The sequence below is a fragment of the Corynebacterium sp. NPDC104732 genome (assembly GCF_055583565.1).
The window spans coordinates 35154-50117 of record NZ_JBVJNS010000005.1; the positions used below are offsets into that span (position 1 = coordinate 35154).

General features: G+C 59.6%; 16 protein-coding genes. 3 read left to right on the plus strand and 13 right to left on the minus strand.

Annotated features, from left to right (window positions below):
* Nucleotides 1-106: 106 nt before the first annotated feature.
* Nucleotides 107-559: a DUF6508 domain-containing protein gene (locus tag ACZ6ZO_RS05070; protein ID WP_465291047.1), complete on the plus strand. Its 453-nt coding sequence runs from the start codon at nucleotides 107-109 to the stop codon at nucleotides 557-559.
* 73 nt (nucleotides 560-632) lie between these two features.
* Here the strand turns inward: ACZ6ZO_RS05070 and lepA are convergent, their stop codons facing one another.
* On the minus strand, nucleotides 633-2480 hold the full coding sequence (gene lepA, locus ACZ6ZO_RS05075; RefSeq protein WP_465291049.1) for a translation elongation factor 4: 1848 nt from the start codon (nucleotides 2478-2480) through the stop codon (nucleotides 633-635).
* 370 nt (nucleotides 2481-2850) lie between these two features.
* Nucleotides 2851-3759, minus strand: coding sequence for a hypothetical protein (locus tag ACZ6ZO_RS05080; protein WP_208767922.1), 909 nt, complete (start codon nucleotides 3757-3759; stop codon nucleotides 2851-2853).
* 271 nt (nucleotides 3760-4030) lie between these two features.
* Between ACZ6ZO_RS05080 and ACZ6ZO_RS05085 the strand changes: the two genes are divergently transcribed.
* Both ACZ6ZO_RS05085 and rpsT read left to right on the plus strand, forming a co-directional pair.
* The gene (locus ACZ6ZO_RS05085; protein ID WP_182385611.1) at nucleotides 4031-4573 is read left to right on the plus strand and encodes a type II toxin-antitoxin system PemK/MazF family toxin; all 543 of its coding nucleotides are present in this window, start codon (nucleotides 4031-4033) and stop codon (nucleotides 4571-4573) included.
* 140 nt (nucleotides 4574-4713) lie between these two features.
* A complete protein-coding gene (gene rpsT, locus ACZ6ZO_RS05090; protein WP_182385610.1) occupies nucleotides 4714-4977 on the plus strand; it encodes a 30S ribosomal protein S20 in 264 nt (87 codons plus the stop codon).
* Between the two features lie 129 nt (nucleotides 4978-5106).
* On the opposite strand, the gene ACZ6ZO_RS05095 is transcribed toward rpsT, so the two are convergent.
* The 11 genes from ACZ6ZO_RS05095 to proB all read right to left on the minus strand — a co-directional run bounded on the left by ACZ6ZO_RS05095 (nucleotide 5107) and on the right by proB (nucleotide 14958).
* Nucleotides 5107-5754 carry a LysE family translocator gene (locus ACZ6ZO_RS05095; protein WP_182385609.1) on the minus strand — a complete coding sequence of 216 codons (648 nt, stop codon included), beginning with the start codon at nucleotides 5752-5754 and terminating at the stop codon, nucleotides 5107-5109.
* 43 nt (nucleotides 5755-5797) lie between these two features.
* The gene (gene holA, locus ACZ6ZO_RS05100; protein WP_465291211.1) at nucleotides 5798-6751 is read right to left on the minus strand and encodes a DNA polymerase III subunit delta; all 954 of its coding nucleotides are present in this window, start codon (nucleotides 6749-6751) and stop codon (nucleotides 5798-5800) included.
* A 16-nt stretch (nucleotides 6752-6767) separates the two neighbouring features.
* The gene (locus tag ACZ6ZO_RS05105) at nucleotides 6768-8348 is read right to left on the minus strand and encodes a ComEC/Rec2 family competence protein (protein ID WP_465291053.1); all 1581 of its coding nucleotides are present in this window, start codon (nucleotides 8346-8348) and stop codon (nucleotides 6768-6770) included.
* Nucleotides 8345-8974 carry a ComEA family DNA-binding protein gene (locus ACZ6ZO_RS05110; RefSeq protein ID WP_465291055.1) on the minus strand — a complete coding sequence of 210 codons (630 nt, stop codon included), beginning with the start codon at nucleotides 8972-8974 and terminating at the stop codon, nucleotides 8345-8347. Before ACZ6ZO_RS05110 ends, ACZ6ZO_RS05105 begins: the two co-directional genes overlap by 4 nt.
* A gap of 64 nt (nucleotides 8975-9038) precedes the next feature.
* The gene (locus ACZ6ZO_RS05115; RefSeq protein WP_182385605.1) at nucleotides 9039-9845 is read right to left on the minus strand and encodes a DegV family protein; all 807 of its coding nucleotides are present in this window, start codon (nucleotides 9843-9845) and stop codon (nucleotides 9039-9041) included.
* Nucleotides 9846-10556, minus strand: coding sequence for a histidine phosphatase family protein (locus tag ACZ6ZO_RS05120; protein ID WP_465291057.1), 711 nt, complete (start codon nucleotides 10554-10556; stop codon nucleotides 9846-9848).
* Nucleotides 10553-11020, minus strand: a complete 468-nt coding sequence (gene rsfS, locus ACZ6ZO_RS05125) for a ribosome silencing factor (protein WP_182385603.1) — start codon at nucleotides 11018-11020, stop codon at nucleotides 10553-10555. Before rsfS ends, ACZ6ZO_RS05120 begins: the two co-directional genes overlap by 4 nt.
* 70 nt (nucleotides 11021-11090) lie before the next feature.
* Nucleotides 11091-11696, minus strand: coding sequence for a nicotinate-nucleotide adenylyltransferase (nadD, locus tag ACZ6ZO_RS05130; RefSeq protein ID WP_182385602.1), 606 nt, complete (start codon nucleotides 11694-11696; stop codon nucleotides 11091-11093).
* Nucleotides 11693-12934, minus strand: coding sequence for a glutamate-5-semialdehyde dehydrogenase (locus ACZ6ZO_RS05135; RefSeq protein ID WP_465291060.1), 1242 nt, complete (start codon nucleotides 12932-12934; stop codon nucleotides 11693-11695). The genes nadD and ACZ6ZO_RS05135 overlap by 4 nt, the downstream gene beginning before the upstream one ends.
* 16 nt (nucleotides 12935-12950) lie before the next feature.
* Nucleotides 12951-13844 (minus strand): D-isomer specific 2-hydroxyacid dehydrogenase family protein, encoded by an 894-nt coding sequence (locus ACZ6ZO_RS05140; RefSeq protein WP_465291062.1) that lies wholly within the window; start codon nucleotides 13842-13844, stop codon nucleotides 12951-12953.
* 10 nt (nucleotides 13845-13854) lie between these two features.
* On the minus strand, nucleotides 13855-14958 hold the full coding sequence (proB, locus tag ACZ6ZO_RS05145) for a glutamate 5-kinase (RefSeq protein WP_407926308.1): 1104 nt from the start codon (nucleotides 14956-14958) through the stop codon (nucleotides 13855-13857).
* Nucleotides 14959-14964: the final 6 nt, after the last annotated feature.

Below are 14964 nucleotides of genomic sequence, written 5' to 3' on the forward strand. Positions count from 1 at the left end.
ATCGTCGGCACACTTGATGCACTCCCGGACCCAAAAGACCCCCTTCAATAGAACATGTGTTCTACTCGGAAAGTGTCGTGTCTCCCACTCGCCATATGGTGAAGCCATGAATTTTGAAGAACTTTTGGAATTGGTTCGTATTTTGCGCGATAACCTAACGGACCACGCTTACAAGACAAATTGGCATTCAGCCACACGTATGGACGATGGGGTAATCGCCATGGGATACCCCCAATACGAACCCTGGATATGGAACGGAATCTTCGCCAGCCATTCCCTTCTCTGCGACTTCATGGGAGGGGAATGGGAACATTACCTGGAACTAGACCTCAATAACCATGAATCCATTGCCCAAGCGAACCTCAATGAGCTAACCGATTGGATCTTGCACTTGTGGCGTGGCGAAAGATTTTGCGACGGCCATATCGGACAAGCAACAGAACTGGGCTGCACCTTAATCGCGCAGCGCACCATTGAGCTAGCTGAGGAATGGTTGGCACTTCATCCCCACCCCACGAAGATTCGAGACACTCTTACCCCCGGCTGGTATCAGTCATGAGAGTTGAGAGTCAAAAGTCGCCACCCAAACGGCCGGAGACAGATTCCCTGCAACCGGCCGTCGGTAAGCGTGCTTAGCCCTCGTCCGTGGACAGCGCCGCGACGAACGCTTCCTGCGGCACGGAGACAGAACCGATGTTCTTCATGCGCTTCTTGCCTTCCTTCTGCTTCTCCAGCAGCTTGCGCTTACGAGAGACGTCGCCACCGTAACACTTGGCCAGGACGTCCTTGCGCAGCGCGCGGATGTTCTCACGCGCAATAACCTTCGTGCCAATCGCGGCCTGAACAGGAACCTCGAACTGCTGGCGCGGAATGAGCTCCTTGAGCTTCACAGTCATCTTGTTGCCGTACCACTGCGCATTGTCCTTGTGAACGATCGCGGAGAACGCGTCGACAGGGTCACCTTGCAACAAAATATCCACCTTGACCAAGTCCGACTGCTGCTCGCCGGCCTCCTCATAGTTCAAGGAAGCATAACCGCGGGTTCGGGACTTGAGCATGTCGAAGAAGTCGAAGATGATCTCGCCCAGTGGCATGGTGTAGCGCAGCTCCACACGATCCTCCGACAGGTAATCCATGCCACCCATCTGGCCACGCTTTTGCTGGCACAGCTCCATCGTCGTGCCCACGAACTCGCTCGGCACGATGATGGTCGTCTTCACGATCGGCTCCCACACCTCACGCAGCTTGCCACCAGGCCAGTCGCTCGGGTTGTGCACCATCATCTCGGTGCCGTCCTCCGCCACAACGCGGTAGCTTACCGACGGCGCAGTCGAAATCAGATCCAGGTCAAACTCCCGTTGCAGGCGATCGCGGGTGATCTCCATGTGCAGCAGGCCCAGGAAGCCGAGGCGGAACCCAAAGCCCAGTGCCACGGAGGTTTCTGGCTCCCAGGTTAGGGCGGCGTCGTTAAGCTGCAGCTTCTCGAGCGCGTCGCGAAGGTCCGGGTACTGCGCCTGCGTGATCGGGAAGAGACCGGAATACACCATCGGCTTAGGGTCCGCGTAACCCTTCAACGGCTCCTCCGCGCCGCCGGTGGCCCAGGTGACGGTATCGCCGACCTTGGACTGGCGCACGTCCTTCACGCCCGTGATGAGGTAACCAACCTCGCCCGGGCCAAGTCCCGCGCACTTCTTCGGCGTTGGGGACACGATGCCGATTTCCAGCAGTTCGTGGGTCGCGCCGGTGGACATCATCTTGATCTTCTGGCGCGGCTCGAGCTTGCCATCGATCATACGAATGTAGGTGACCACGCCGCGGTAGGTGTCGTAGACGGAGTCGAAAATCATCGCGCGCGCAGGGGCGTCCGCACCGAGCTCACTCGTTGGCGGCGGCACAAGCTCGCAGACCTTGTCCAAGAGCGCTTCCACCCCCTCACCCGTCTTACCAGACACCCTCAAGACATCCTCGGGCTCACAACCAATAATGTTCGCGATCTCCAGCGAATACTTCTCCGGATCGGCAGCAGGCAGGTCGATCTTATTGAGGACCGGGATGATCTCCAGATCGTTCTCCATGGCCAGATAAAGGTTCGCCAGAGTCTGAGCTTCGATACCCTGAGCTGCATCAACCAGCAGAATCGCACCCTCACACGCCTCAAGCGCACGCGAAACCTCATAAGTAAAGTCCACGTGCCCCGGCGTATCAATCAGGTGCATAACAATCTCTTCACCCTCATGCTTGCCAGACCTCGGAACCCACGGCAAACGCACATTCTGCGCCTTAATCGTAATACCGCGCTCACGCTCAATATCCATGTTGTCCAGGTACTGATCACGCATGTCACGCTGATCAATCACGCCCGTGAGCTGCAAAATCCGGTCCGCAAGCGTCGACTTACCATGGTCAATGTGCGCAATGATGCAGAAGTTACGGATCTGCTGAGGATCCGTAAACGTAGTCTCTGCAAAGTTCTTCGGCATATTTTGGGGCCCTTTCCTCTATAACGCTTTGACACATTACCAGACAGCTGTGCAGGGAAAATTCGGGTTTGGTGGGGTGAGTTCTGCGGGGTTTCGTAGGCCTGAGCGGGGTATGTGGGGTTTGACAATACTGAACTGACGATGATCGCAGGTGACGTAGTTGAAAACAATCGACATCCAGGAGTCATCGTCAACTCACCATCGTCATTTCGGTGTGACCCCTCCCGGACTTGAGGTTTGACGATGATCGCAGGGCCATGACGGGTTTCCTGACCCGGAACTGGGGCTTGACGATACTGAACTGACGATGATCGCAGGTGACGTAGTTGAAAACAATCGACATCCAGGAGTCATCGTCAATTCACTATCGTCATTTCGGAGTACCCCGGCGCTCAGCAATCCGTTTCTTCAGAAGATGTATGAATTTCCCGGAGTGCATGTCCGCCCAGTTTGTGCTGATTCTTGAATACCCGTCGTTCAGGAAGTCTTCTTCGCGACGACGCTCGTTCCGCATGATGGTGATGGGGTCTCCGTATTTGCCTTGGTACTTCTCTTCACCGTTGATTTCGATGGTGAGCCATGAGTCGTAGAGGAAATCGACACGATAAGTTTTCCCGTTGACGACGACTTCAGGGTTTTGTTGCACCTTTGACATGTCGATGCCGGCTTCAATCATGAGCGCTTTAGCTAGGCTTTCGCCGGCTGATTCGGAAGTATCGCCTGCCCATTTCATCACTTTTAGAAACTTCTTTTTACCGTGCAGGTTTCCAATCTGGGACCAGGTTGAATACAGAGCTTTAGCACAGTTCCCTTTCTTCAGGTACGACTCAACTGCCGCTAATCCCTGTGCGAATGATTCAAATCGGCAGATATCTATTACCGTTCGCTCGAGTGTGGTGAGACGGATTCCTTTCCATTCGAGCCAGTCTTCGCGCGGTACATGCATCCGGCGGTACTTCACTCCTGGTTTCCACTGGTGTTTGGGCGGCACGGCGCGGTTCTTCGGATAGCTCAGCTCGATCGGGTAGCGGGTATCCAAAATCCACAACCGCCACAGCTCACCTGCGGCTTTCCCCACGATCATAGCCGTGCCAGCATGCAGACCTACCGCTTTGATGCGGATTCTCTGGCGTGCCGCTTCGGTTAGCTCCACCCAGTCCGATTCGAGTACCCGGAAAGCTCCGTGGACCTGAACCCATCGCTTTTTAAAGAATTCCCGGTCTGAGCCAGGAACTTTTCGAATGTCGTGTACTTCAATTCCATTCCCCCATATGGACATGGTTTCACGCTAGAAGTTTCCAAGGTATTCCGCTACGGTCAAGTCACCGTTCTGTGGATCATTGCATGATCGCAGCCCGATTTGACGATGTTGAAAACTCGATGATCCCTGTTGGTTCAAAATCTTCAATTCCGTGACGTGCAACTATCACCAATCCAGCATCAGCATCGTCACAAAGCACAATGCTTATCCACAGCGTCCCGACCGCCCCTGCACGCGCGGAAAGAGATACCAAGAAAAACCTTGCTTATAGAAGGTAAGGTGGTGGATTATGATCACGGGTTTCCTCCGCAGGCTTACTAGTTTCGCCCGACGGCGTCGTGAAGCAAGGCGTGCGCGTCTCGACGCCGGCCTTGCCCGAATCGGTAACCGCTTAGGACTTCGGCAAGAGGCAGACGGCGGGACAGCTGAACGCGTCGAAGCAGTCTGCGACATCCACCCCACCGCGAGCATGGTCCGCAACATCTATTACGCCCCCGACATGGACGGCCACGCCGAACCTGGCGAGGTCGTGTGGATTCGCCTCGCTGGTGATGGCGTAGAAGCGCGTGACCGTGCCATTTTGGTGGTGGGCCATGGAATGGAAACCATTCTTGGCCTGCCCATTTCCCCAAACACCGATCATAAAGATGAGGAAGGCTGGCTGGACATCGGGTCAGGGAGCTGGGATTCGAGCGGTGCACCGTGCTGGTTGTGCCTCGATAAGGTGATAGAAGTGCCGGAGCTGGCGATCCGCCGGGAGGGAGCAATCGTGCCACGGCGTCGGTTCGAGCGCATCGCCAACAAGCTACGCAGTGACTATGGTTGGGGCTGATTTGTTCCACACACAACGTGGCTGGTAGAGTTTTGCCCGTTATTCACTTTTCACCCGCGTGATCAATCAGGCGGTCAGGACCTTGGGTCCGCTTGCACGTCGGGTTTTTAGTGGCAAACCACGACCATAAAGAGGTAAAAATGGCAAACATCAAGTCTCAGATGAAGCGCATCAAGACGAACGAAAAGGCTCGTCAGCGCAACCAGGCAATCCGCTCCGCAGTTCGCACCGAGATCCGCAAGTTCCGTGCAGCTGTTGAGGCTGGCGACAAGGCTGCAGCAGAGACCCAGCTCCGCGTAGCTTCCCGCTCCCTGGACAAGGCTGTGACCAAGGGCGTCTTCCACCGCAACAACGCGGCCAACAAGAAGTCTTCCATGGCACTGGCTCTGAACAAGATGGACTAGTTTGCTGAATTTGGTAATGCAAACAGCACCTTTTCGCTAGAAAACGTCAGTTTGCTTTACCAAATCCTGCACACCATCTCTAACGCCCGGCCCCTCGAACTTAACGAGAGGGACCGGGCTTTAGTGTTTCTAGAGCAACGCCGTACTGCCTTCGATGACCATCCAGCAGCCGACGGCGAAGAAGAAGATCCCTGCGAACAGGTCGATCCATGGGCCGGCGGCCACGAGGCGACGCCGCACCACTCCTGCCGACACGACGAATACCAGCAGGCTGAAGCCGATAATCGTGCACAATACAATGGCTGCAATGATTTCCAGCGAGGTAGTGACACTGGGGTGGGCTGGCATGAACGGCGACATGATGGAGGCGAAAAACAGCACTGCCTTGGGGTTAGACAGGTTGGTGATCAGGCCTAGTCGGAAGTTGTGCCAGATTGATCCGAGGATGTGGTCGACGGGGATTTCGCTGAGGGTGACTTTGTTTACTCGCTGTTGCCAACCGGAGCGGGCCATGGAGAACCCCATGTAAAGCAGCCATAGGCCACCGAGGAGTTGGATCCACCCCAGGATGGATGGGTTCGCGACGAACAGCGCCGCCGTGCCGAGGACTGTGAGGGTCACCCATAGGAGGATGCCAACGGCAATGCCGCCTACTGCCGCCAGAGCGTGCCGACGCGACCTGGCTGCCAGGCGGAGGAGGAGGAAAAAATCGGGGCCGGGAGTAAACATCCCGGCGATGTTCAAGGCGATGATGGTGCCTAGGTGTGAAAGGGTCATGCGGTTGGTGTACTCGGGTTAAAACACATGACGTCTAGTGTAACTAGCGGTTCGCGAGCTCCGAAATTTGGCGGACCGCACTTTCTACCGCAAAGTCGATGTCCCCACCTTGGCCTTTGGTGCGGGCGTCCAGGTCCGCCATGAGGATCACAGCATCGGACACGGCATCGCCGTTCCAGCGGCGGGCCACTTGCAGGATCGATTTCACTTTAAACGGTGGGACACCGAGGGTACGGGCGAGTTCGTAGTCGTTTGTTCGTCCCCTGATGGCGTAGGATCGGGCCACTGCGATGACCGAGTTCGATAGTGCCGCGGCGATGAGCACAGGTGGCACGCCGAGCTGTAGCGCCCGGCGCGTCGAGGCGACGGCACGGGAGGTTTGGCCGGAGACGGCGAGGTCAGCGATATCGAAGCCACTGACTTCGGCGACACCTTCGTAGTATTTGCGAACATCTTCGACGGTAACGTGTGCGTTTGTGTCCGCCACAAGTTGGGATACCGCGGAGGCTAGTTCTCGTAGGTCTGATCCAACGCCTTCGAGCAGCGCGTGCACCACGTCTGGTGTAGGACGGACGCCGAGGTTACGGAATTCGTTGGTGACAAACCCCTGGCGTTCCCGCGCGTTTAGTTTGTTTGCTTCATGGACCTGCGCCAGTTTTTTCAGTTTGTCCACCGCGGATTTTGTGCGACCTTTTCCGGTGTGGCGGATGATGACGGTGATTCCTGGTGCGACGTTCCGGCAGGCATCGATTAGCAGGTCCATGGGTTCTTTGCCGGATTCGGCGGCGTCGGTGAATACGAGCGCACGGGTGTCAGAGAACAAGGACGGGCTGAACATGTCCACGAGTTCGTAGGGCGTGAGCTGCCCGGTACGGGTGTAGGTGACCTGGAGTTGTTCCCCGGGGGGCAGTTCCACGCGCAGCTTGTCCAGGATGTTTTTCTGGAGGCGTTCGGCCAGGAAGTCTTCTTCGCCAAGGATGAGGTGCACGGGATTGATCACCTGTTCATGGTAGCTAGAAATGGCCGCGCTCGGCGTGTTGGCTGCCATCTTGGTACACACGGACGGGCCCGTCGCGATTGGGGTACAGGATGGGGATGCCTTCTTTAGTTCGGTGTGGCCGCTTCGAAGGCGGTCCGTGATCGTGGACGACCACGGCCTGCACGCCGGGCGGGGCGACGTAGTCCTTCGGGATGGTGTCTAGCTGAACAACGTGGTCAAGGGGAACGGGGGCTGGTCCGGGGCGTGGGATGAGTAACAGCGCGCCGAGGAGCAGCCAGTGGGCTTTGCGGATGTGGATGAGCCAAACGAGCCACCCGGCTAGTAGTAATGCCCAGGGGGCGGGGATGGTGAGCTGTGGGGCGTCGGCAAGCAGGCGTGCGACGAAGGCGATCCACCAAGCGAAGGGTTCCGCGAGTTTCAGTAAGGGTGGGACGGCGACGGCGAGCAGACCGATGATGGTCACGGGAGCGACGGCCGCGACGACCAGCACGTTCGCCAGGACGCTGGCGATCAGCACCCGCCCGGACATCAGCGCGACGATCGGCATGGTCACCAGGTCAGCAGCGATGGCGACGGCCAGCGCACGCAGCAGCACATCAGGGCTTCTCGACGCCCACCTGCCCCGCACCAAAGCCCGATAGATCAGCGGGGACAGCGCCACCAATCCGGCGGTAGCAGCAACCGACAGGGCGAACCCGAAACTGGTGGCTAGGTTCGAATCGACGAGCAGGAGCGCGATGACGGCGAGCGCAAGCCCATGAGCTGGCTCCACCTGGGCGGAGCCAATGATAGCCAGGAGCCCCACGATTCCCATGACACAGGCCCGCAGCACCGAAGGCTCCGGGCCTACAACAGTGACGAATACTGCCAATGTCAACGCCGCACACCCCACCTGCACCCGTGGCCCCAACGTGAGCGTTTTAGCCACCAGCACCGCGGCGACAGTGATGATGGTGATATTCGATCCAGAAACCGCCGTGAGGTGACTCAGGCCCGTGCTGATAAACATGTCCTTCTCGGCCTGCGTTTGGCCGGTCGTATCGCCGAGCACCATGCCGGGGATCAGTCCTTCGGTGCTGGGCCCCAGATAGTGCGCGCATTGGGTGCGATACCACTGCTTCAGGCTTGTTGCCCATGCCGTGATGCCGTCTGCCTCGCGGAGAGTGTGCATGCGGTTGATGGTGAGCAGCACCGGGGAGACTTCAGGATGCTCCGTAGGCCGGGCCACCACATCTGCCTGCACAGTGCTGCCAGTCGGTGGTGGTTCGTCCCTGCTGAAACCGGTGACGATGGCCCTGCCGGTATCCAGGCGCACCATCCATCCCCCGCTCCGCGTCGTGGTTGGAGTGCTGGTGACACGGGCTACGAGCTGTGCCGGGTAAGAATCCGGAGCGGACTGCACGCGGAGCCATGAGGTGACAAGTCCCGCCATCCCCAGTGCCCCGACCACCAGCCCCTGCCCACGCCACTTCACTGCGCTGAGCGCAGCGAGGACCGCCAGCCCCGCCCCTAACCACGGCGACCTAGTCACCACCGTCAGGCCCACCACGAGCCAGGTGATGACAGCTGCGGGCAGGAGGCGGAGCTCCTTCACAACGTCACATCCGGCGCAATCGCGGCATACTTAGCGGGCCCAATTCCCTTCACGTCTTGCAGCTGCTCCACCGAGGTGAACCCGCCGATCTGATCTCGGTGTTTGATGATCGCCGCCGCGGTTTTCGCCCCTACTCCATCGAGTTGTTCCAGGTCTGCGGCGGTGGCCGAGTTCAGGCTGATTTTGCCGGGTTCCGTCCCCGCTGTGACCGGGGGCGCGGCACCGATAGCAGGGACTACGATCTGTTTCCCATCAACCACCTTCTCGGCCAAGTTCAGCGCAACCAGATCTGCGCTAGGCAGGAGGCCCGCTGCTTGCAGTGCTGCGTCCACGCGGGCATCGGGAGCGAGAGTGACCAACCCAGGGCGGGCTACCTCCCCTACCACGCTCACCACCACGGTAGCCGGGGCGGGCGGTGAACTAGTGACCGCCGCGGTGTAGGTGTAATCGGTGGTGGGGGCGTCGCGAAGCAGTAGCCATCCAACGAGTGCTACCACGCAGCTGACGGCGACCCACAGCCCATGCTTGGGGTCGATGGACAATCGGGGTTTCGGGTATTTGACGGCGAGAAGGTCCTCTTCCCCGGTCGGGCGGGTGAGGTCTGTGAGGCGACTGGCGAGATCCATGCCGCTGAAGATAGCTCAGAGCCCACGTGACTCGGGCTCGCAAGCGCTACCAACCTGTGGACAACTAGTGTGCTGTGGAATTCTCCGGAGTCTCCGAATAGACCACGGTCACCGCCAAGGCGCCCGGACCGACGTGGGTCCCGATCGCTTCATCCAGGTCAGCCATCATGTAGGACGTGTCTTCATGCAGCACCGCCTGCATCGTCTTTTGCAACGCACGGGCCGCTTCCCGAGCCTCCGTCTGCTGGATCGCGATGAACACCGGTTTGCCCTGCGCCTTCTCCGCGATCATCTCCACCAACTTGATAAAGGCTTTGGTCTGCGTGCGGGTCTTAGCCGCCAGCTCAAGCTTGCCCTCGCGCAGCATCATGATCGGGCGGGTCGCGAGCGCCGAGGACATCAGCGCAATCGCAGGTGACAAACGGCCCGACTTCCGCAGCTCATCCACCCGGTGCAAATACAGATACAGCTCCGAACGTTCCAAGGTATCCACGGCAGCTTCATAGCAGGTCTCCAGATCCTCGCCCTGCTTCGCTAGCCGTGCGGCCGACATGGCAGCAGCCCCAATCGCCATCCCCGCGGAGTTAGTGTCCACGATGTGGACGTTACCGTCGAACACCCCCGCAGCGGTCACTGCGTTTGTCCAGGTAGAAGACAGTTCTTTCGACAGATGCAGGGCCAGCACCCCATCATCCTTGCCACGCTCCAGCTGTCGTGCATAGGCCGCCGTCAGTTCCAGCGCGGTAAGCCCAGCGGTCGAAGTGGAACCGCCACGGCTCATCACGTGCAACGGCAGCACCGTGATTTCCAAATCCTCCGCAATGTCCTGCGGCAACCCCACAGACGAATCGGTGACAACCCGTACTGGCATCTACATGCCTCGCTTTGGGGCAGACATGTTCCACCCGTCCAAGTACCACTGCGCATCGGACACATTGTCCGAAGTAAACCGGGCTTGCGGAATCACCGGATCCCCCTCACCATCAGCGTCCAGGCTGCCCGGATAGTAGCGTGGGCGAGCCGTGAGCTGTGCCCAGCACGTGTTCTTTAAACCGGAGAAGATCGGGTACTGTTCGTGGCTCAATTCCAAAAGAGCAGAGGTCAGGGCCGCGATCGTGCCCCCATGGGCGACGACGAGGACCGTGGCGTCGTCCCACTCGGAGTAACCGGCCATCAGCTCGTCGATAACCGCGCGCGCCCGCTGCGCCACCTCCAGTCGCGACTCTCCCTCAGGCGGTGCCCAGCTGGCGTCGTGACGCCACAGCGCCCGCGCCCCAGGAAACAGCTCATCCACTTCCTCGTGGTTCATGCCCTGCCAGCGACCAAGGTGAGTTTCACGCAGACGCTTATCGACGACCACGTCACCACCCACCCGGCGCGCTACCGCCTTCGCGGTCTCATGGGCGCGGGACAGGTCGCTGGAGATTATCCGGCCGATCGTCATGTTTTCCAGATAGTCAGCGGCGAGTTCTGCCTGCTTGATACCGACCTCAGAAAGCTCGGTGTCCATCTGGCCCTGCATCCGCCGGGTGGCGTTATACAACGTCTCCCCGTGGCGCATAAGGATGAGCTGACGAGTCACAGCTCGTCCTCGTCCGGCTCGTTCTCTGCCAGTGGGATCTCATCGATAGAGGACACTTCACGCTCGTTGACCTCGGTCTCCCACGCCTTGGGGCGCTCCAGGGTGTCGATGCCTTCGACGTCAATCAGTGGGCAGTCGCGCCACAACCGGTCCAGGCCGTAGTATTCGCGCTCCTGGGTGCGGAAAATGTGAATGACGAACTCGCCGTAATCGAGCAGCGCCCAACGTCCTTCACGCGTGCCCTCACGGCGAATCGGCTCCACCTTATTCTCGGTGAGCTTATCCTCAATCTCTTCCACGATCGCGTTGACCTGGCGTTCGTTGCTTGCCGAGGCAATCACGAACACGTCAGTGATGGTCAGCACGTCAGAAACGTCAATGACGGCAATTTCCTCCGCCAACTTGTCATCTGCAGCCAGCGCAGCGATGGAGGCGAGTCGAATCGATTCTTGAGAAGCAGTCACGAAAGTCCTTTGGTAGTAGTTTGCCCTCTAGTTTTCCACGTCCCCCGGGGTTAAAGCCAGTTGAGACCGCTCAAGACCGATACAGGCCCATTTTGTTAATGAACTGCACCACGCCATCTGGGACCAAGTACCATACCGGGCGACCCGCTGCGGCCCTAGCTCGGCAATCGGTGGAGGAGATAGCCATCGCAGGAATTTCCAACAAGGACACCCTGCCTTTGTGGATCGCCGGGTCAATGTCGGAGGTGAGTTCGTAGCCCGGTCGAGTCACCCCAACGAAGTGGGCGAGCTCGAACATTTTCGGCCAATCCCGCCACGTGACAATCTGGGCGAGCGCATCGGCACCGGTGATGAAGTACAGCTCCGCATCCGGGTAGAGTTCCTGCAGGTCATTGAGGGTATCGATGGTGTAGGTTGGCCCACCGCGCTCAATATCGACGCGGGACACCCTAAACGACGGATTCGACGCCGTAGCAATCACCGTCATCAGGTAGCGGTCCTCGGCGCTGGAAACCTTCCGGTCCGCTTTCTGCCACGGCTGCCCTGTTGGCACGTAAATGACCAGGTCAAGCCCGTATCGGGAGGCGACTTCCGAGCCGGCCACGAGGTGCCCGTTGTGGATCGGATCAAAGGTGCCGCCCATGATCCCGATGCGTTTAAACGGTTGCTCGGTCATGGCCGGGTCTGCCCCGTTCCCTGCAGGATCCACTTGGTGGTGGTCAGCTCCGGCAGCGCCATCGGGCCCCGCGCGTGAAGTTTCTGGGTAGAAATCCCGATTTCTGCGCCCATGCCGTACTGTTCACCGTCGGTGAATGCGGTGGAAGCGTTGATCATGACAGCAGCGGAATCGACGGCATCAGCAAACCGTTGCGCGGTCACGATGTTGTTGGTCACGATCGCTTCGGTGTGGCCAGACGAGTATTTGGCGATGTGCGCGATTGCGCCGTCTACGCCGTCGACAAGCGCGGCTGCGATGTCCATGGAGAGGTACTCCTCCGCAAAGTCCTCCTCCGTTGCAGGCACATCCGCGCCTAGCTTGTCGACGTCTCCATGCACCCGCACCCCGGCCTCTTGCAGAGCTGTGATGAACACGGCTGGGTCAGGCAACGCGGAGTCAAGGAGCACGGTTTCCGCAGCGTTGCACACGCTCACCCGGCGGGTCTTGGAATTCAGCAGGATCGACACCGCCTGCTCAGGATCCGCGTCGCGGTCAATGTAAACGTGGCAGTTACCAGTGCCGGTTTCAATCGTCGGCACGGTCGCGCCCAAGATCACGGCGTTAATCAGACCCGCACCTCCGCGCGGGATCACCACGTCCACCAAACCGCGGGCGGTAATCAGGTCCTGGACGCTCTCGTGGGTCTCACATGGCAGCAACTGCACTGCTTCCGCTGGCACCCCATGCTCCACCAGCACGGACTGCAGAATCTCCACCAAGCATGCATTGGAGTTCCGTGCAGACTTCGACCCACGCAGCAGCGCCACATTGCCGGACTTCAGCGCAAGTCCAAAGGCATCCACCGTGACATTCGGGCGGGCCTCGTACACCATGCCCATCACGCCCAGTGGCACCCGAACCTGCTTCATCTGGATTCCATTCGGCATCACACTGCCGCGCAGTACCTCGCCTACCGGATCGGTGAGCCCCGCCACCTGACGCAAGCCCCCTGCGATACCGGCGATGCGCTCCTCAGAAAGCGCCAGGCGATCAATCAAAGAATCCGCTAGCCCGGCCTCGCGCCCCGCAGCGATATCCTGCTCATTTGCGGCAAGGATGTCAGCGGTGCGCGCCACCAACCGATCAGCAGCCGCCAGCAGGATCTCATTCTTTTGTCCCGAGGTCAGCTGTGCCACCTGACCGGTGATAGCTTTCGCAGCGCGGGCCTTTGCCAAGACTTCTTCGCGTTCCGTCATGGTGGAACAGTTTATCTCAGTATCCGCGACCAGGGATCAATTCCGTGGGCATATCCTCCCCCGCTGCGAAGGCCTTTGCATTAGCCAGCGTCGCCGGTGCCATCAGCGTCTGAATCCGCTCCGAGGTGTTGGCCACGTGTGGGGTGATCACAACATTGGGCATGCCCCACAGCGGGTGGTCAGCGGGCAGGGGTTCTGGATCGGTGACGTCTAACGCGGCGCCAGCGATCTGGCCGTCGGCAAGCGCGGCGGTGAGCGCCTCCGTATCCACCAACGGACCGCGCCCCACGTTGACCACCACGGCGTGCGCCGGCATCTGCGCCAACGTGTCCGCGTTCACCATGCGGTATGTCGCATCTGTCAGCGGAGCTGCGAGAATGAAGTAATCGGCGCGCGGCCACACACCATCCGCACCAGCTACCGTTTCATCTGCCCCTTCCACCGGGCGACCAGAATTGTTCACCGCGATAATGTGGCAGCCAAAACCTTTAAGCATCGGGATCAGGTCGCGACCAATGCCACCTGCCCCAATGATCGCCACGGTCTTGTCGTGCAACCACCCGGTGGTCTCCTCCAGCTCGGGCCGGTCCTCCCACGAAGAGACCTTCTTATGCGCGTGCAGCTGCGCCAGGAGCAACGCCACTGCCGACTCCGCGACGGTTCGCCCGAACACGCCGCGAGCATTGGCCCAGCGCTTCGCTGGATCAACCACCCCGGCTTTTTCGAATCCGTCGATCCCAGCCAGGCACAACTGCACCCATTTAATGTTGTCCGGCAGCTGGGGGAACTGCTTCGGGGAACCGTTGAACACCAGGAAGTCGGCATCTTCCAATTCGGTTTGGGTAAAACCGTGCTCGTTCAGTAGGTCAATGAGGTTGGGCCATGGCGTTGGAGTAATCGCAAATTTCATGGCCCCCACCCTACGCGCGGGTGGCGTAGTTGGACAGGTAATCCGCGTGTACCACCGGCCGATGCATGCCTTCCGGCAGCTCATGCGAATGTTTGCCCAACATCGGTTTTAGGGTGCGGGAATCATATGCGACTTCACCGCGGCCGATAATTTCGCCTTCGGGACCGATGATGTCCACGATCTCACCCGAGTGGAAATCGCCCTCGATCTCTGTGATGCCCACCGCCAGCAAAGACGTGCCACCGGAGGTGACCGCTCGCACCGCGCCCGCATCCAGCTTCAAGGTGCCCGCAGTGTCCGCAGCGTAGAGCGCCCAGAATTTCCAGGCATTCAGGCTGTTTTCCTTCGGGTGGAACACCGTACCCACATCAGCCTTATCCAGCGCCGGACCAATGTTTTCGGCGCTGGTGAGCAGCACCGGAATGCCGCCACGTGACGCCAGTCGCGCAGCTGATACCTTGGTGGCCATGCCTCCGGTCCCCACAACGCCACCCGATCCGGCGATGACGCCCTTGAGGTCGTTGCCATCACGGACCTCAGAGATGAAACGGGCGGTGGGGTCCACAGGGTTCTTGTCATACAGGCCGTCGACGTCGCTGAGCAGCACCAGGGCGTCAGCTCGGACCAGGTTCGCGACGATAGCGGAGAGACGGTCATTGTCACCGAAGCGGGCTTCGGTCGTTGCCACGGTATCATTTTCATTGATAATGGGGACGCTACGCAGCTGGCGCAGCCGATCAATGGTGTTCTGTGCATTGCGGGCCCGGTCACGCTGACCTGCGTCCGCTGCCGTGAGCAGCACCTGACCGATGGAGCGCCCGTACCGGGCGAAGCTGAGTCCCCACTGGTGGGCCAAGTACACCTGGCCGACAGCCGCGGCGGCCTGCCGGGTCGCCAGATCAGTGGGGCGCTGCACCAGCCCCAACGGTCCCATGCCCGCAGCGATCGCGCCGGAGCTGACCACGATGATGTCCGAGTTACGGGACATCCGGGCCTGCAACGCGTCCACGATCCGGTCGATCTTCGCTACATCCACCGTGAAATCCGGGCCAGTCAACGACGACGACCCGATCTTCACCACAACTTTGCGGGCGGTGGCGATCCGTTTCCGCAGCTCAGA